We start from the raw sequence: 15,585 nt of genomic DNA, 5'->3' as shown, positions 1-15,585 counted from the left end.
TCATAAAAGATGCACTTTCGCCGTGTTAGCGTAAGAGCCCGCTACTCACGCGAGGTTCGCCATGCTGAAGAATTACAAAGTCCTGAAGGGTACGGCGAGCGCACTCGCTCTTGACGACGACAACGATCCCCACATCGAGATCCGCATCGAGGCGAACGGCATCAGCTATCGCATCGCGCTCAACGTCCGCTCCAAGGAATCGCCGCACGACCTGCTCTATGCCAACATCGTCGATTTCAAGCACCCGGCGCTGACGCAAGCACTCGAAGAGCTGCCGATGGGCCTGACCGACATCGGCAAGGACCGTCGGGCGATCGATTATGTCCGTGGCGGGCTGATCGAGCGAGAGGACATGGATGTCGCGCCCTTCCAGCTCTCCGGCCCGAAGAACGATCTGCGCGAGTTCATCGAGCCGATCGTCGAGGAAGGCATTGCCAATGCCGATATCCATTTCTATGCCTTCGGCGAGGCCTGGGGGCCCGAAAACAACAAGCCCGATCAATATTTCGATTTCGAGCCGGGCTACGGCATTCACGACATCCACATGAACCAGGGTGACGGCGGCAGCTTCAAGGCCACCAATGGGCCGAACCAGGACGGCGCCCTGCTCGTCCATTTCAACGATACCGACGAATGGGCGGCGATCTTCCTCTGCTTCCAGTCGCAGAACTGGAATACCGATGCGCAGACCGGCCATCCCGTCTCCGACAGCCGCGGCGGCCAGGGCCGCGGCGAAGGCACCCGCCGGCCGCAGCCGGTCGTCGCCTCGTCGCTGCGCATCCTCGCCGCGCTGATCAACCCGGTGAACGGCGAAGACGGCGCCGAGGCCGAGACGGTGACGATCATCAACCGCTCAGACATGGCGGCATCGCTCGACGGCTGGACGCTGGAGGGCGAAAACGGCAGGACCCAGACGCTGTCGGGAACGCTTGATGCAGGCGAGCTACGCACCATATCGCTCGATGCCGCCGCCGGCGGCCCGCAGCTCGCCAACCGGGGCGGCGACATCATCCTGCGCAACACCGACGGCGCAGTCGCCGACCGCGTCGGCTACGGCAAGAGCGAGACGGCAAACGAGGGCTGGACGACGATCTTCTGACTGGCGCAAGCGCGCATCCGGCTGAAGGGCAAGAGGCTCGCATCCTTTTCATTGCTGCGTTCGCCATAGGAACGAAGGTGCTGTGGAATACTCCTCTGCCCCGCCGGGCATCTCCCCCTCAACCTGCGGCGATCACCCGCCAATCTCAGCCGAGATCAACGCGCCCAGCCGGCCGATGCCGTCCTCGATCATCTGCTCGTTGGCGCAGGAAAAGCTGACGCGGAATGTGTTGGCGCCGGAGCCGTCGGCGAAGAAGGCCTTGCCCGGCACGAAGGCGACCTTGGCGGTTTCGAGCGATTTCGCCAAGAGCTTGGCGCCGTCCATGCCTTCCGGCAGCGTGATCCAGATGAACATGCCGCCTTCCGGCTTGGTCCAGCTGGTGCCTTCGGGTAAATATTTTTCGAGCGCTGCCAGCATGCAGTCCCGGCGCTTCATGTAGGCTGCCTTGATCTTGGCGACCTGGGCATCGAAGCCACGCTCGGCAACATCAGCGATCGCCATCTGGTTGATCGTCGAGGAATGCAGGTCGGCCGCCTGCTTCATAAGCACCAGCTTGCGGATGACGGGCGCATTGGCGACGATGAAGCCGACACGAAGGCCGGGCGCCAGCGTCTTGGAGAAGCTGCCGCAGTAGATCGTGCGCGTATCGTTGATGTTGCCCTTTTCGGCGATCTCGAGCGCCAGGATCGGCGGGATCGGCTCGCCGTCGTACCGCAGCGACTGATAGGCCGCATCCTCGATGACGGCGATGTCGAGCTCTTCTGCGAGCGCCAGCACCTTCCGGCGGCCCTCGAGATCGACCGTTTCGCCGGTCGGATTGGAAAAGTCGGCGGAGAGATAGGCGAACTTCACCTTGCCGCCGGCAGCACCCGCGGCCGCGCGGTAAGACTCCGGCGTCCGGTTGCCGTTCGGCGCCAGCTGGTCGTATGTCAACTCGTAGGCGTTGAAGGCTTGCAGCGCACCAAGATAGGTCGGCCATGTCACGAGCGCGGTATCATCAGGCGACAGGAACAGCTTGCCGAGATAATCAAGCCCCTGCTGCGAGCCCGAGACGATGAAGACATTGTCGAGTTCGCAGGGGATGCCGAGATCGGCCATCTGCCGGACCAGCCATTCGCGCAGCGGCTTGTAGCCTTCGCTGACCGAATATTGCAGCGCCGAATTGACGGCAGCGCCATCGAAAATATCGGCATAGGCCTGCTTGAATTCCTGATCGGGAAACAGCGCCGGATCGGGAATGCCGCCGGCAAAGGAAATAATATCGGGCCGGTCGAGAAGCTTCAGGAGCTCGCGGATTTCGGACGCGCGCATGCGCGACGAGCGCGACGCAAACATGGTGTCCCAGTTCAGCATGGAGGTTTCCTCGCATTTTCTAATATCCGCAGCTGATCACGCGGGGAAATTTATGTCAACAATACTGACCTATTTTCTTGTCACTACGACAAAGTTTGGAGACTAGGTATTCGAAAGCCTGGGGCAATTGGGCAGACGTGGGAGGTTTCACGCAAACTGGCCCGCCCCCCGTTGCGTGAAAATTTGCCACTCCGAGCGACTATTCCTCTGATCAAAAAGCCGAAACCGGCCGATTCAGACCTTTCCAAAACCGGCCCGGGGGAAGTAGTGTGCCGCCCATTATTCAATGGACTATCAAGGTGCCAGCATGACCGCGACGTCGACCTCTCCTGAAATCACAATCGAATTCCACAAGTCTCCCGTCCCCGACGCCGATCGCATCAAGGCACTGGAAACACCCGGCTTCGGCAAGATCTTCACCGATCATATGGTGCTGGCACGATGGACGGCCGACAAGGGCTGGCACGATGCGAAGGTGACGCCGCGTCGCCCCCTGGAACTCGATCCGGCAAGCGCCGTGCTGCACTACGCCCAGGAAATCTTCGAAGGCATGAAGGCCTACAAGGCAGACGATGGCCGGATTCTGCTGTTTCGGCCTGAAGAGAACGCCCGGCGCTTCGCGCAGTCGGCGGCCCGCATGGCGATGCCTCCTGTGCCCGAAGAACTGTTCCTGAAGGCGGTCGAAGAGCTGGTCCGAGTCGATAAGAACTGGATACCCTCGGGCGACGCCAGCCTGTATCTTCGCCCCTTCATGTTCGCCAACGAGGCGTTTCTCGGCGTTCGTCCGGCGCAGGAATATGTCTTCTGTGTCATCGCCTCTCCGGTCGGCGCCTACTTCAAGGGCGGCGCGAAGGCCGTCTCCCTCTGGGTCGAGACCGAATACACCCGTGCAGCCAGCGGCGGCACCGGCGCTGCAAAATGCGGCGGAAACTACGCAGCCAGCCTCGTGGCGCAAGCCGAGGCGTCGAAGAAGGGTTGCGATCAGGTCGTCTTCCTCGATGCCGCGGAGCATCGCTGGGTCGAGGAACTCGGCGGCATGAACGTCTTCTTCGTGATGAACGATGGATCGATCGTCACCCCACCCCTTGGCGGCACGATCCTGCCGGGCATCACCCGGGCCTCCGTCATCGTGCTCGCCGAAGAACGGGGCTTGCGGGTGGAGCAGCGCCCCTACTCGTTTTCGGAATGGCAGGACGATGCCGCCAGTGGCAGGCTCGTCGAAGCGTTCGCTTGCGGCACTGCCGCGGTCCTCGCAGGCATCGGCCTGGTTCGACATGCCGGCGGCGAGTTTCTCGTCGGAGACGGACAGACCGGCAAGCTGACCAGCGAACTGCGCCAACAACTCGTCAGCCTGCAGAAGGGCGTAACGAACGACGAGCACGGCTGGACGCGCCTCATCCCGGCCTAAACTCCAGACCTTCCACACAAACGGCGGCGCCGACAGCGACATGGTGGGCGCCGCTCTCGGCCTCGCCTGCAAAGCCGTCAGGCCGGCGGCAGCCCTCAAAATCCTCACCGCCGATGCGAACATCTATGCGACTGCGAGCGCCATCATGCGGCTATCCCGCGCGATGCCCGGCTCAAGGGCTCGAGCGCGTCGTCGACATCGATAAAAAGACTGGCTTTGTTGTGACCCAGGTGCTCGACGACGGCGGGCCACGCTTCTATCACAGTGTGGGGAATGGGAATCCGGCCCTTGGGATGGCCGAATACCGGCATGTGCGGGCGGGTACTGAATCAATGGCGAAAATGACGATCTCGCTTCCGGATCATCTGGCGGATTACGTCGCACGCCGTGTTGCAAGCGGCAGATACAGCAGTGCCAGCGCATATCTGGCGGAACTCGTCTTGAAGGACCAGAACCACCGAAAGCTTGATGACGACGAACTGCGTGATATCCTGAGGCAGGCTGAGGGGAGCGGCATCAGCGACCGGCGCATTGCCGATATTCTGCTGGAAACGAAGGCGAAGCTGCGTGACACCCACCTATAGGCTGACCCGAACCGCAGACGCTGTGCTATCAGGCATTGACGAATATGCCAGCCTGCATTTCGGCGAGGCGCAGGCGGATGCCTATCTTCTCGATTGGGACAGGATCTTCGTGCTTCTCTCGCGCGCGCCTTCGATGGGAGACCAGTGCGACGAACTCGGCGCCGGGCTTCGCCGCCTCCTCCACATGCGCCACGTCGCCTTCTACCGCGAAATACCGGACGGCATTCTCGTCATCGACATCATCGGCGCCGACCGGCTTCCCGATAGACACCTTCAATCCAACCGACGATCGGCCGGCCCGCATGCCTCATGACACGACCTCCGCCTTTTACGAGGAAAACGCCGAGACATACGCCAACCGGGCGCGCGGCCTGCCGAAACGGCAGCTCGATGCCTTCCTCGCCGGTATCGCACCGGGTGGCGCAATCCTCGAACTCGGCTGCGGAGGCGGCCAGGACAGCGCCTATATGCTGTCGCAGGGTTTCGACGTGACGCCGACGGATGGCTCGGCCGAGCTTGCAAGGCAGGCGGAAGTGTTGATTGGCAGGCCGGTGCAGGTCATGCTGTTCCAGGAGCTCGACGCCGACAGCGCCTTCGACGGCGTCTGGGCGCATGCGAGCCTTCTCCACGTCCCTAGGCTTGAGCTGCCCGATGTCTTCGCCCGCATCCGCCGCGCACTCAGATCCGGTGGCCGCCTTCACGCAAGTTTCAAGGCGGGAGAAGCGGAAGGCCATGACGGCTTCGGGCGTTACTACAACTACCCCTCCTGCGAATGGCTGTCGGCGCTTTTGACGAAAGACGGCTGGCGAAACCTCGCCGTCGAGGAAAGCGACGGCGGCGGCTATGACGGCAAGCTGACCCGCTGGCTCACCGTGAGTGCAGAACGATAGAGGCCGGAGCTTTCGCCCCGGCCTCTTATATTTATTTCATCGGAACCGCTTAGTTCACGCTCTTGTCGACCAGCTTGTTCTTGCCGATCCAGGGCATCATGCCGCGCAGCTTGGCGCCGACTTCCTCGATCTGGTGGCTGTCGTTATTGCGGCGGATGCCCTTGAAGCGGGCAGCGCCGGACCGGTATTCCTGCATCCACTCGGAGGTGAACTTGCCGGTCTGAATGTCCTTCAGGACGCGCTTCATCTCAGCCTTGGTTTCTTCGGTGATGATGCGCGGACCGGTGACGTATTCGCCCCACTCGGCTGTGTTGGAGATCGAATAATTCATGTTGGCGATGCCGCCTTCATAGATCAGGTCGACGATCAGCTTCACTTCGTGCAGGCATTCGAAATAGGCCATCTCAGGCGCATAACCGGCTTCCGTGAGCGTTTCGAAACCGGCGCGGATGAGCTCGACCAGACCGCCGCAGAGAACGACCTGTTCGCCGAAAAGATCGGTTTCGCATTCTTCGCGGAAGTTGGTTTCGATGATCCCCGAACGGCCGCCGCCGACGCCGCAGGCGTAGGAGAGCGCGAGTTCAAGCGCATTGCCGGACGCGTTCTGGTGAACGGCCACGAGGCAGGGAACGCCGCCGCCCTTCTGGTATTCGCCGCGAACCGTGTGGCCCGGGCCCTTCGGCGCGATCATGACGACGTCAACCGAAGCCTTCGGCTCGATCAAGCCGAAGTGAACGTTGAGGCCGTGAGCAAAGGCGATGGCGGCGCCGTCGCGGATGTTCGCAGCGATATCGGCCTTGTAGATGTCGGCCTGCAGTTCGTCGGGGGTCGCCATCATCATCAGGTCGGCCCAGCCGGCAGCTTCGGCAACCGTCATGACCTTGAAGCCATCGGCTTCGGCCTTCTTGACTGTTGGCGAGCCGGCCTTGAGGGCGATAACGAGGTTCTGGGCGCCGCTGTCCTTGAGGTTCAGCGCATGCGCACGGCCCTGCGAGCCGTAGCCGATGACTGCGACCTTCTTGGCCTTGATGAGGTTGAGATCGGCATCACGATCGTAATAGACGCGCATTTGAGTTCCTTCCCTTTGCTTGTCTTGTTGACTGTCAATAAAAACGAAAATCAGCCGAGAACCGGCATCTCCGCCAGAACCTTGTCCGTGCCATGCAGCCGGAGGAAGGCGGTCACCGCCCTCTCCGCCTGGCGTGCGGTATCCTTGAGGCCGGGTTCGCCGAGCAGCATGCGCACATGCAGGTCGGAAACAACAAGGCCGTAAAGCGTATGATAGGCCTCGTCGGCATCGGAAAAGCGAAGCAGCCCTGCCCTCTTTCCGGCATCGATCAGCGCCATGGCGCGGCGGTCGATCTGGCGGCGGCCGCGCTCGAGCAGCAGTTTGCCGAGCTTCGAGCCGTCGCGGTTCGACTGGCCGATCGCCAGCCGGTTCAGCGCCAGCGAAACGTCGCCGGCGAGCACCTCCAGCAGGTCGCGCGCGAAAATCACGACATGGTCGTGCAGGCTCGCCGCCGTCAGCCGCTCACCATTGCGCTCGAAGGTGCGCACCTTGCTCGCCTGGTAGGCGATCATCGCAGACAGCAGCCCGTCCCGATCGCCGAACCATTTGTAGAGGCTTTCCTTCGAGCAATTGGCGGCACGCGCCACACCCGAGGTCGTCAGCGCCTTCTCGCCGCCATCGACAAGCAGCCGCAGCGCCTGCTCCAGAACGGCGTTCTGGCGCGGCGAAAACTCGCTCGGCTCTGCGGTATCGACGGACACGGTCACGACTCCCATATACGTACCGTACGGTACGGTTCGTGAGCTTTATGCGGCAATCCGACCGAGCCGTCAAGCGGGCCCGGCAGATTTTTATACGGGAAAGCTCAGGGAGATACCAGAATGGGATAGGCGCACATCGGTCAGCATCGCATAATCTCACTCCATGCCATTGCCGGGAGCTTTCCATGTCGCGCTTGCCTGCCGCCCTTCTCCTCGCCGGAGCAGTCGTCCTGGGAGCATCACTTCTCAGCGCCGGCGCCTTCGCGCAGTCGGAAAACGAGGTCTACGACAGGATCGAGGAACTGCACGGCAATGCCGAGGCCTTCGACCGGCCGCTGCGTCAGCTTGTCCGGGCCATGCGCTCAGATGATGCCGAATCCATTGCCGGCCTTGCCGAATATCCGCTGACCGTCAAAGCCAACGGCGAGACCTATGATGTCGAGAACGCCGAGGATTTCGTCGAGAATTTCGACGATCTGGTGACGCCGGAGACGCGCCGCGCCGTCGGGCGCCAGCAATATCAGGATCTCTTCGTCAGCAGCGACGGCGTCATGCTCGCAAACGGCGCCGTCTGGATGGGCGCGGTCTGCGAGGATAATGCCTGCGGGGACAGCCATTGGGCGATCATCGCCATCAACAATTAGACGATGCCGAAGATCGGATAGGCGGTCCTGCTGCGACGATGTCAGCCATCGCTGCGAAGCTTGCGCGCCAGTGCCTGAAGCTCCTTGAAGGCTTCATAACGCTTGCGGTGGAGATCGGAAATCTCACCTTCACAAGGCTGAAAACGTGTTTCCACCCTAGTGAGCTCGCTCATCGCCGCACCGACATCGGCAAATCGCCGGCCGGCGACGGCGCCGAGGATGGCCGCTCCCAGCAACACCGGCTCTTCGGCCTTCGTGGCCACCACTGGCTTGCCGCTCGCATCGGCGAGCACCTGGCGGACGAAATCGTGCTGGCCGGCGCCGCCGCTGATGACAATGTTTTCGACGGTCACACCCGCCTCGGCCTGCGTTTCGGTGATCTGCCTGAGGCCGTAGCCGATGCCGCAAAGCCCGGCGATGTAGAGGGAGACCAGGCTTTCGACATCCCGCTCCATGCCGAAACCGGCGATGATCGCCCGAGCATGCGGATCGGCAAAGGGCGCACGGTTGCCGAGGAATTCGGGAACGACGTGCAGCCCCGCCGCCAGCTTGACGGCATCGGAAGAACGGCCCGCCTTTCCGGCGGCCATGTCGGCAAGCAGGACCGGCAGCGGAACGCCCGCGCTCTTCGCAAGCTCCCTCGCCTCGCCGGCCGCCGGATGGAAGGAGAGGAGATGGTCAATCGCCGCGCCGGCAGCGCTCTGGCCGCCCTCATTCAGCCACAGGCCCGGGACCATTGCCGAATAATAAGGTCCCCAGACACCGGGAACGAAAGACGGTTCTGCCGTCGAGGTCATCGTGCAGGACGAGGTCCCGAAGACATAGGCAAGGTTGGCCTGCGGATCGGCGCCGACAGTTCCGACACCCCCGGCATGGGCATCGATCAACCCGGCAGCGACGGCCGTTCCGGGCGTCAGGCCGAGCTGCTCTGCCGCATTGGCGGTCAGTCCCTCACCGAGCGCCGAACCGGGCTCGACGATAGACTTGCCGATGCGGGCAAAACCTTCCTCCGCCAGCACGCCGAGGCCGATCTGGTGGAAATAGCTGCTGTCCCAACGCTTTTCATGGGCGAGATAAGTCCACTTGCAGGTGACCGTGCAGGTCGAACGCGATAGATCGCCGGTCGCCCGCCAGGTCAGGAAATCCGCAAGATCGAAGAATTGCCAGGCGGCATCGAACACCTGAGGACGGTTTTCCTTGAGCCAGAGAAGCTTGGGCGTTTCCATCTCGGGCGAAATGCGGCCGCCGACGTAACGCAGCACGTCATGCCCGAACGCATTGATGCGCTCCGCCTGCGGGACGGCGCGATGGTCCATCCACACGATGATATCCCGGTCCGGATCGTCCGAAGGCCCGACGGGGAGCGGCTTGCCGCCTTCGCCGAGGACGACGAGCGAGCAGGTGGCGTCGAACCCCAAGCCGACCACCGAAGCCGGATCGACGCCGGCTGCGGCAACCGCCTCCCGCACCGCCGCGCACACGGCGCTCCAGATTTCTCTGCTCGATTGCTCGACGATGGAACCCGGTTCATGAAACAGGCTGATATTCCGCTTGGCAGAGGCAAGCATGCTGCCGGCCATATCGAACAGGCCCGCCCGGGCGCTGCCGGTGCCGACATCGACGCCGATGACATATTTGGCGCCGGCTTGCGGGGTATGAGATGTGTCGCTCATGGTCTCTCGTTTCAGATCGCCAGGGATCGGGTGATTGGCAGCTGCGGCCGGTTTTCAAGGTCGTCCAGGGAGGCTGACATTACGCGGTCGCGATGACATGACAAGGAGGGCGAGGCGTGGGCCAGGCCGAGCCCGGCCTCTTTTCGGGACGATCGCCGTCACAGCCTCTCTCCGACATTTTCCAGAATGGCGGCGAGCTCATCTGCTCCGGTCGCAATGGCGACCGCTCCGGCAGCATCCAGCACCGCCCGGCGGCCAGCTCTCGGATCGGTCGGGTCGACGAATCCAACCGCTATCATGCCTGCGGCTACCGCTGCCGCCACGCCATGAGGGCTGTCGTCGATCATGACGCATTTGGCCGGCCGGGCTCGGAAACGCTCGGCGCAATGCAGCAGCAGATCCGGCGCCGGCTTCGGCCGGGGGACGACTTCGGCGCTAAAGACGCCCTCGCCGAAGGCGTTCCACAGATCGAGTTTGCCCAGGCTGTTGCGCAGCCGCTGCATCGTGCTGTTCGATGCGACACATTTCGGCCGGTTGAGATTGTGGACGATGGCGGAGATACCTGGAATGGGCGTCAGCGAGCGCGCGAATTCGTCGAACAGGTGCAGATGCCAGGTCTGAAACAGCGCGGCTATATCGATGATGCCGTAATCGCGCCGGCACATCTCGGCGATGATGCTCTCCGAATTGCCGGTGAATTTGACATGGGCCTCCGCTGCGCTGATTGCGATGCCAGCGCCTTGCAAGGTTTCCGCCAGAGTGCGGCTGGCGATCGGCTCGCTGTCGATTAGCACGCCATCGCAATCGAAGATCACGAGGTCGATATTATCCATGGCCCCGGGCATGCCGGAATAATCGATGCGGCTATTGAGCATGCTCACCCCGCGCTTGCAAGGCGAGGTCCGGCCGGTCGGTGGTGATCTGCCGGATCGGTTTGGCAAGCCAGTATTCGAGATCGCTCAATTCGTTCGGTACCCAGGCGCCGAGACTGTCGAGCGGCACGAGTTGAGTGATCTCATCCCACTGCGCCAGAAGCAGCGACTTTTCGACGGCGATAATATCCGAGCATTGCTTCATCAGGCTGAGACCGCTCGCCAGGCCGAGACGCGCGGCCGACTTGGCATCGACGGACGACAAGGTGCGAATTCCAGGGGCGGCCTTGCGAATATCGACAAGCACATCAGGATGAAAGCTCGTCAGGATCGAGCGCTCAGGTAGACCAAGCCGCTCGACCGCGGCAAATGCCCTGGCGGCAAGCCCCTCATAAGGCGTTCCATCGGCATGGGTCTTCAGTTCGATATGAAGCTCGAGCATGGTATCCTTGAAGACGGCAAACACCTCTTCCAGCGTCGGGATCGTCTCCCCATCGCTCTCCTTGAGCCTGATTTCACGATGTTTTCCGGGGCCGAGATCGGCGACCGACCCTTGCGCATCCGTGGTACGCTCGAGCGTCGGGTCGTGAATAACCAGCATCTCGCCCGAACGCGTCAGGTGGATGTCGAACTCCACGCCGTCGACTGGCATTTGCGCGAGTTTGCGGAAGCCCGAAAGACTGTTTTCGGGCCAGAGATTGCGGCCACCGCGGTGGCCGATAATATGCACCATCGTCTGAATTTCCTTGAGATTCGGCGTGTTACTTTCCGGAGTCCACCAGCCCCTTGGTGAACCAGCGTTGCATGAAGAGGATGACGGCCGCAGGCGGAAGCATGACGAGCAGCGCAGCGCTCATCGCAATGTTCCAGGCAGGGGCGGAGTCCGAGACGGGGACGAGTTGCTTCAACCCGAGCACCGCGGTTCCCATCTCCTTGTCGGTCGTAAAGAGCAGCGGCCACAAATACTGGTTCCAACCGTAGAGAAACAGGATGATCGACAGGGCGGCGATGTTGGCGCTCGACAGCGGCAGGAGGATATCCTTGAAAAATTTCAGCGGGCCGGCACCGTCGAGTTTGGCCGCCTCGCAGAGTTCGTCGGGAACGGTCAGGAAGAATTGCCGGAACAGGAAGGTTGCCGAGGCAGAGGCGATCAGCGGCAGGATCAGGCCGGCGTAGCTGTTGACCATGTTCCATTTCAACGAGGCTTCGATGCTGTATCCCGTCAGCTGTTCGATGACGCCGGACAGACCGATTATCCCGGCGAGCCAGCGAACCGGCCCGGCGGCATCGGCGACTGCTTCATAGGTCGGAATGATGCGGACCTCGACCGGGAGCATCAGCGACACGAAGATCAGCCAGAACGCCGTCATGCGAAGCGGGAAGCGGAAATAGGTCACGCCGAATGCGGCGATCAGCGAGATCGCCAGCTTCCCGATGACGATGCCGGCGGTGACGATGATCGAGTTCAGGAACAGCTGGGAGAACTCGCCCTGCTGCCAGGCGGCGGCGAGGTTTTCGAAGAAATGCGAACCCGGCATCACCGGGAACGGCGCCTGCTGAACCTCTTGCAAGGTGAGCGAGCCGGCGACGAATGCGAAATAGAGCGGCAGGCAGACGAAGACCGCGCCGATGAGCAAGACCGCATGGCAGAAAATCGAAAGACCGAGATGGCGTTCGGGCATGACTACACCTGATAATTGACCCTGCGCTCGAGGGCGCGGAACTGGACGATGGTGAACAGGATGGCGATCAGCATCAGCAGCACGGACTGAGCGGCCGACGAACCGAGGTCCAGTTGCACGAAGCCATCCTGATAGACTTTGTAGACCAGGCTATTCGTCGCCCCCGCCGGGCCGCCGCGGGTGACCGCGTCGATGATGCCGAAGGTCTCGAACAGCCCGTAGACGAAGTTCATCACCACGAGGAAGAAGATCGTCGGCGAGATCAGGGGAAGCGAAATCGTGAAAAAGCGCCGGACAGGCCTTGCGCCGTCGAGCTTTGCCGCCTCCAGCAGCGAGACTGGCACGGCCAGCAATGCGGCGACGAGGAAGATATAGTCGTAGCAGACGTTCTTCCAGACCGACGCGATGGTGACCAGCAGCTGCGCATCCAACGGACGCCGGTTCGGATCCCATTCGACTCCGAGCCCATGTAGGAACTGCGCAATCGGCCCAACGGCCGGATTGAACAGGAAGGCCCAGATCACCCCTGATATGACGGGGGCGATCGCATAGGGCAGCAGAATGATGCTCTTATAAATCCCCCTGCCCCTGATCACGAAATCGGTCGCGAAGGCAAACAGGCCGGCAAGCAGAAGCGTCGCGGCGTTCTGGGCAATGGTGAACCACAGCGTGAACAGCGCGCTTCCGCGATATTCCGGACTTGCGAACAGATTGGAGAAATTCTTCACACCGACGAAAATCTCGGTGCCGCCGAAGGGATCGACCTGAACGAAGGCCAGCGACAGCGCCTTGTAGGAAGGGATGAAAAAGAAGAACAGGAGGATCAGCAGCTGCGGCGCGACCAGGCCGAAAGCGAGCCAGGGCTTGTTGAAATGAGCCGACTTCAACCCGGCCTCCGAGGGCTGCGCGCTCCTCCGGCCTGTCGACAGAATATCCGGGATGCGAAGGCGCCTGGCGGCGCCCTCCATCTTTCCGAAGGTTCTACTTTGCTGCATGAAGCTGCTCGTACTGGCGAAGGATCTGGTTTCCGCGCGCCGCCGCCGCATCCAGCGCCTGCTGCGGTGTCTTCTGGCCGGTCCACACAGCCTGGATCTCTTCCACCAGAAGCGCCATCGACTGATTATGATTGCCGAAGCGGAAGCCGCGCGAATTGTCCGTCGGCGTTCCCCGCGTGAGCTGAAGAATGGCGATCTCGCGGGTCGGATGATCCTTGAAATAGCCCTCGGACTTGGCTTGTTCATAGGCGGCGTTCGTGACCGGAACATAGCCGGTCTGCTTGCTCCACCAGACCTGCGTCTTCGGCGAAGCGAGGAAATTCAGGAAGGCGGCGGCACCCGCATATTCTTCCTCCGATTTGCCTTTCAGAACCCACAGCGCGCCGCCGCCGATGGTGCTGTTCTTCGGCTCGATGCCCTCCTCATGCGGCAGGAACGTCGCGCTCCAATTGAATTTTGCGCCGCTCTCGACGGCGGCATGGGCCGCGGTGGAAGCGACATAGGTCGAGCAGGTTCCAGAGGTGAACAACTGGTCGGGCGAGAGGCCCTGGCCGGCGATCTGCAGAATGCCGGCGTCGAGCCACGTCTTGAGGCGTGCCACCTGACTGACGACGAGCGGGCTCTTGTTGAAGGTGAACTCGGTATCGAGACCGCCGAAACCATTCGCCTTGGTGCCGTAAGGCTGGTCCTGGATCGCCGCATAGTTTTCGATGAGGCTCCAATAGAAGTCGTTTGCGAGCGCCATCTGGCACTTCGAAACGCCCTTCTCCTTCATGGCGCCGAGCTGCTTGTCGAGCTCCTGCCAGGTCTCGCCCGGCTTGTCGAAGCCGGCCGCCTTGAAGTGATCGGCATTGTACCAGAAAATCGGCGTCGAGCTGTTGAACGGCATCGCCGCCGGCTTGCCGTCGACGAGATAGAAGCCGGCCACCGGGGCGAGGAAATCGTTCCAGTCGATCTTGTAACCTTCCTTCTCCATCAGCTCCGGCACCGGAATGATGGCGCCGGAATTGTACATGGTCAGGAAGCCCCGCTCGGCCGCCTGGATCAGCACCGGCTGCTGGTGCACGCGGTAGGCGGCCACCATCGCCGCCATGGTCTCCTCGTAATTGCCTTTGCCGATGCCGACGACCTCGTATTTGTCCTGCGAGGCGTTGAAGTCGGCAATCAGCTTGTTGGTGATCTCGGCGAGGCGGCCGCCGGCCGCATTCCACCATTCGATCTTGACGCGATTAGCCGCGCTGGCGTCGCCGGAATTGGCCAATCCGAGCGTCACCAGTGCAGCACCTGCCGCGAACGACCGGATCCTCCGCCCCACGCGGACGCCTATTGAAGACTTTGCCGTCATTGTCGTTTTCCTCTCCATTGCCATTGTTCGCCGACCGGCATGTTAAGCGCCGATCAACCCCTCCCAGAGTGGCGATAAAACAAGGTTGGGGTTACTTGTTACAAATGTCAATAGCGTGTTACAAATGTATGACGATGCCAGAGGAGGATGCCATGGCAGCTATTGAACTGATCGATCTCAAGAAGAACTACGGAGCGGTTCCGGCGGTAAAAGGGATCAATCTGACCGTCGCAAACGGCGAGATGATCGTGCTTGTCGGGCCTTCCGGCTGCGGAAAATCGACTTTGCTGCGGATGATTGCCGGCCTCGAAGCCATAAGCTCCGGGCACCTCAGGATATCGGGCAGCGATGTCAGCCATATCGATCCGGCCGACCGCAACATCGCCATGGTGTTCCAGAATTACGCGCTCTATCCACACATGACCGTTCGGCAGAATCTCGAATACGGGCTCAAGAACCGCCGCGTGCCGCGCGACGAGATCGACCGACGGATTGCCAATGCCGCCGGCATCCTGGAAATCGGCGACTTCCTCGAGCGCCGCCCCCGCCAGCTTTCGGGCGGACAGCGCCAACGCGTTGCCATGGGCCGCGCCATCGTCCGCGATCCCGCCGCCTTTCTGTTCGACGAACCCTTATCCAACCTCGATGCGAAGCTGCGCGTGCAAATGCGCGTCGAAATCCGCAGGCTGCAGCGGCAGCTGAAGACCACGAGCCTCTATGTCACGCACGACCAGCTCGAGGCCATGACGCTCGCCGACAGGCTGGTCGTCATGAACGGCGGCCGGATCGAGCAGGTCGGCACACCGATCGAGGTCTATCGTCGCCCCGAGACCGTTTTCGTTGCCGGCTTCATCGGCTCTCCGCCGATGAACCTGATCGATCTCGACGAGTTGGGACCTTGTGACCTCGCGCTACCCAAGAGCACGGATCTTATCGGTATCCGGCCGAGTGCGATCAGCCTCGGCGACGGGTCAACCCAGGATCTCCGGTTCGACGCCAATGTCGAATTGATCGAAACCGTTGGCGACGAGAACAACGTGCATCTGCGCATCGATGGCAGCGACAAGCGCATCGTGGCGAGCGTCCCCACCGATCGGCGTCTGCAGGAAGGCGATCGCATTTCGTGCCATGTAAAAAGGGGCGGTTTGCATCCGTTCAACAGCACGACAGGCCGGCGAACCGATTAAGGAGGAGGAAGCAGAGGACGACTGACCCTTGCGATTGACAAGCGTCAGGGATTTGAGATCCATGGCCATCGAATTGGAGGCGC

Annotated in this window: 16 protein-coding genes; 7 read left to right on the top strand and 9 right to left on the bottom strand. The window is 61.8% G+C overall.

The genetic code is table 11. The features are described from left to right. The first annotated feature begins 61 nt into the window (after positions 1 to 61). Positions 62 to 1,099, top strand: a complete 1,038-nt coding sequence (locus ATY29_RS34435) for a DUF2278 family protein (RefSeq protein WP_097534156.1) — start codon at positions 62 to 64, stop codon at positions 1,097 to 1,099. Positions 1,100 to 1,231: 132 nt separating this feature from the next. Here ATY29_RS34435 and ATY29_RS34430 read toward each other — a convergent pair whose 3' ends face one another. Continuing rightward, a complete protein-coding gene (locus ATY29_RS34430; RefSeq protein ID WP_097534155.1) occupies positions 1,232 to 2,452 on the bottom strand; it encodes an aminotransferase-like domain-containing protein in 1,221 nt (406 codons plus the stop codon). A 307-nt stretch (positions 2,453 to 2,759) separates the two neighbouring features. Here ATY29_RS34430 and ATY29_RS34425 point away from each other — a divergent pair, with 307 nt between their 5' ends. The 4 genes from ATY29_RS34425 (at position 2,760) to ATY29_RS34410 (ending at position 5,334) form a co-directional block, all read left to right on the top strand. Next, positions 2,760 to 3,860 (top strand): branched-chain amino acid aminotransferase, encoded by a 1,101-nt coding sequence (locus tag ATY29_RS34425; RefSeq protein ID WP_003564727.1) that lies wholly within the window; start codon positions 2,760 to 2,762, stop codon positions 3,858 to 3,860. Positions 3,861 to 4,192: 332 nt separating this feature from the next. Beyond that, positions 4,193 to 4,444: a ribbon-helix-helix domain-containing protein gene (locus ATY29_RS34420; protein ID WP_025416567.1), complete on the top strand. Its 252-nt coding sequence runs from the start codon at positions 4,193 to 4,195 to the stop codon at positions 4,442 to 4,444. Beyond that, entirely contained in the window at positions 4,428 to 4,757 is a 330-nt protein-coding gene (locus tag ATY29_RS34415) for a type II toxin-antitoxin system RelE/ParE family toxin (RefSeq protein WP_025416568.1), read from the top strand. The genes ATY29_RS34420 and ATY29_RS34415 overlap by 17 nt, the downstream gene beginning before the upstream one ends. Then, complete coding sequence (locus ATY29_RS34410; protein WP_025416569.1) at positions 4,747 to 5,334, top strand: class I SAM-dependent methyltransferase; 588 nt, start codon at positions 4,747 to 4,749, stop codon at positions 5,332 to 5,334. The genes ATY29_RS34415 and ATY29_RS34410 overlap by 11 nt, the downstream gene beginning before the upstream one ends. A 49-nt stretch (positions 5,335 to 5,383) precedes the next feature. On the opposite strand, the gene ilvC is transcribed toward ATY29_RS34410, so the two are convergent. Next, the gene (ilvC, locus tag ATY29_RS34405; RefSeq protein ID WP_025416570.1) at positions 5,384 to 6,403 is read right to left on the bottom strand and encodes a ketol-acid reductoisomerase; all 1,020 of its coding nucleotides are present in this window, start codon (positions 6,401 to 6,403) and stop codon (positions 5,384 to 5,386) included. 50 nt (positions 6,404 to 6,453) lie between these two features. Further along, the gene (locus ATY29_RS34400) at positions 6,454 to 7,119 is read right to left on the bottom strand and encodes a TetR/AcrR family transcriptional regulator (RefSeq protein ID WP_025416571.1); all 666 of its coding nucleotides are present in this window, start codon (positions 7,117 to 7,119) and stop codon (positions 6,454 to 6,456) included. 170 nt (positions 7,120 to 7,289) lie between these two features. Between ATY29_RS34400 and ATY29_RS34395 the strand changes: the two genes are divergently transcribed. Next, positions 7,290 to 7,748, top strand: a complete 459-nt coding sequence (locus ATY29_RS34395) for a hypothetical protein (RefSeq protein ID WP_025416572.1) — start codon at positions 7,290 to 7,292, stop codon at positions 7,746 to 7,748. A gap of 41 nt (positions 7,749 to 7,789) precedes the next feature. Here the strand turns inward: ATY29_RS34395 and ATY29_RS34390 are convergent, their stop codons facing one another. The 6 genes from ATY29_RS34390 to ATY29_RS34365 form a co-directional block, all read right to left on the bottom strand. Continuing rightward, the gene (locus ATY29_RS34390) at positions 7,790 to 9,421 is read right to left on the bottom strand and encodes an FGGY-family carbohydrate kinase (RefSeq protein WP_025416573.1); all 1,632 of its coding nucleotides are present in this window, start codon (positions 9,419 to 9,421) and stop codon (positions 7,790 to 7,792) included. Positions 9,422 to 9,579: 158 nt separating this feature from the next. Beyond that, positions 9,580 to 10,296: an HAD family hydrolase gene (locus ATY29_RS34385; protein ID WP_025416574.1), complete on the bottom strand. Its 717-nt coding sequence runs from the start codon at positions 10,294 to 10,296 to the stop codon at positions 9,580 to 9,582. Then, positions 10,286 to 11,026 carry a glycerophosphodiester phosphodiesterase family protein gene (locus tag ATY29_RS34380; protein ID WP_097534154.1) on the bottom strand — a complete coding sequence of 247 codons (741 nt, stop codon included), beginning with the start codon at positions 11,024 to 11,026 and terminating at the stop codon, positions 10,286 to 10,288. Before ATY29_RS34380 ends, ATY29_RS34385 begins: the two co-directional genes overlap by 11 nt. 28 nt (positions 11,027 to 11,054) lie before the next feature. Beyond that, positions 11,055 to 11,975 carry an ABC transporter permease subunit gene (locus ATY29_RS34375; RefSeq protein ID WP_097534153.1) on the bottom strand — a complete coding sequence of 307 codons (921 nt, stop codon included), beginning with the start codon at positions 11,973 to 11,975 and terminating at the stop codon, positions 11,055 to 11,057. Positions 11,976 to 11,977: 2 nt separating this feature from the next. After that, positions 11,978 to 12,943 (bottom strand): ABC transporter permease, encoded by a 966-nt coding sequence (locus ATY29_RS34370; RefSeq protein ID WP_025416576.1) that lies wholly within the window; start codon positions 12,941 to 12,943, stop codon positions 11,978 to 11,980. 13 nt (positions 12,944 to 12,956) lie between these two features. Continuing rightward, positions 12,957 to 14,315 (bottom strand): extracellular solute-binding protein, encoded by a 1,359-nt coding sequence (locus ATY29_RS34365; protein WP_097534152.1) that lies wholly within the window; start codon positions 14,313 to 14,315, stop codon positions 12,957 to 12,959. A gap of 152 nt (positions 14,316 to 14,467) precedes the next feature. On the opposite strand from ATY29_RS34365, the gene ATY29_RS34360 reads away from it, so the two are divergent. Next, positions 14,468 to 15,502: a sn-glycerol-3-phosphate import ATP-binding protein UgpC gene (locus ATY29_RS34360; protein ID WP_025416578.1), complete on the top strand. Its 1,035-nt coding sequence runs from the start codon at positions 14,468 to 14,470 to the stop codon at positions 15,500 to 15,502. Positions 15,503 to 15,585 lie beyond the last annotated feature (83 nt).

Origin of the sequence: Rhizobium hidalgonense (genome assembly GCF_002914525.1) — a bacterium.
In the GTDB taxonomy this organism is placed as follows: Bacteria; Pseudomonadota; Alphaproteobacteria; order Rhizobiales; family Rhizobiaceae; genus Rhizobium; species Rhizobium hidalgonense.
This window is presented reverse-complemented; position numbering and strand designations above follow the sequence as displayed.

What these genes read in the sequence shown, in the direction of transcription:
- ATY29_RS34435 (WP_097534156.1), top strand. Translation starts at nt 62, where the DNA reads ATGCTGAAGAATTACAAAGTCCTGAAGGGTACGGCGAGCGCACTCGCT.
- ATY29_RS34430 (WP_097534155.1), bottom strand. Translation starts at nt 2,452, where the DNA reads ATGCTGAACTGGGACACCATGTTTGCGTCGCGCTCGTCGCGCATGCGC.
- ATY29_RS34425 (WP_003564727.1), top strand. Translation starts at nt 2,760, where the DNA reads ATGACCGCGACGTCGACCTCTCCTGAAATCACAATCGAATTCCACAAG.
- ATY29_RS34420 (WP_025416567.1), top strand. Translation starts at nt 4,193, where the DNA reads ATGGCGAAAATGACGATCTCGCTTCCGGATCATCTGGCGGATTACGTC.
- ATY29_RS34410 (WP_025416569.1), top strand. Translation starts at nt 4,747, where the DNA reads ATGCCTCATGACACGACCTCCGCCTTTTACGAGGAAAACGCCGAGACA.
- ilvC (WP_025416570.1), bottom strand. Translation starts at nt 6,403, where the DNA reads ATGCGCGTCTATTACGATCGTGATGCCGATCTCAACCTCATCAAGGCC.
- ATY29_RS34400 (WP_025416571.1), bottom strand. Translation starts at nt 7,119, where the DNA reads ATGGGAGTCGTGACCGTGTCCGTCGATACCGCAGAGCCGAGCGAGTTT.
- ATY29_RS34395 (WP_025416572.1), top strand. Translation starts at nt 7,290, where the DNA reads ATGTCGCGCTTGCCTGCCGCCCTTCTCCTCGCCGGAGCAGTCGTCCTG.
- ATY29_RS34390 (WP_025416573.1), bottom strand. Translation starts at nt 9,421, where the DNA reads ATGAGCGACACATCTCATACCCCGCAAGCCGGCGCCAAATATGTCATC.
- ATY29_RS34385 (WP_025416574.1), bottom strand. Translation starts at nt 10,296, where the DNA reads ATGCTCAATAGCCGCATCGATTATTCCGGCATGCCCGGGGCCATGGAT.
- ATY29_RS34380 (WP_097534154.1), bottom strand. Translation starts at nt 11,026, where the DNA reads ATGGTGCATATTATCGGCCACCGCGGTGGCCGCAATCTCTGGCCCGAA.
- ATY29_RS34375 (WP_097534153.1), bottom strand. Translation starts at nt 11,975, where the DNA reads ATGCCCGAACGCCATCTCGGTCTTTCGATTTTCTGCCATGCGGTCTTG.
- ATY29_RS34370 (WP_025416576.1), bottom strand. Translation starts at nt 12,943, where the DNA reads ATGGAGGGCGCCGCCAGGCGCCTTCGCATCCCGGATATTCTGTCGACA.
- ATY29_RS34365 (WP_097534152.1), bottom strand. Translation starts at nt 14,315, where the DNA reads ATGACGGCAAAGTCTTCAATAGGCGTCCGCGTGGGGCGGAGGATCCGG.
- ATY29_RS34360 (WP_025416578.1), top strand. Translation starts at nt 14,468, where the DNA reads ATGGCAGCTATTGAACTGATCGATCTCAAGAAGAACTACGGAGCGGTT.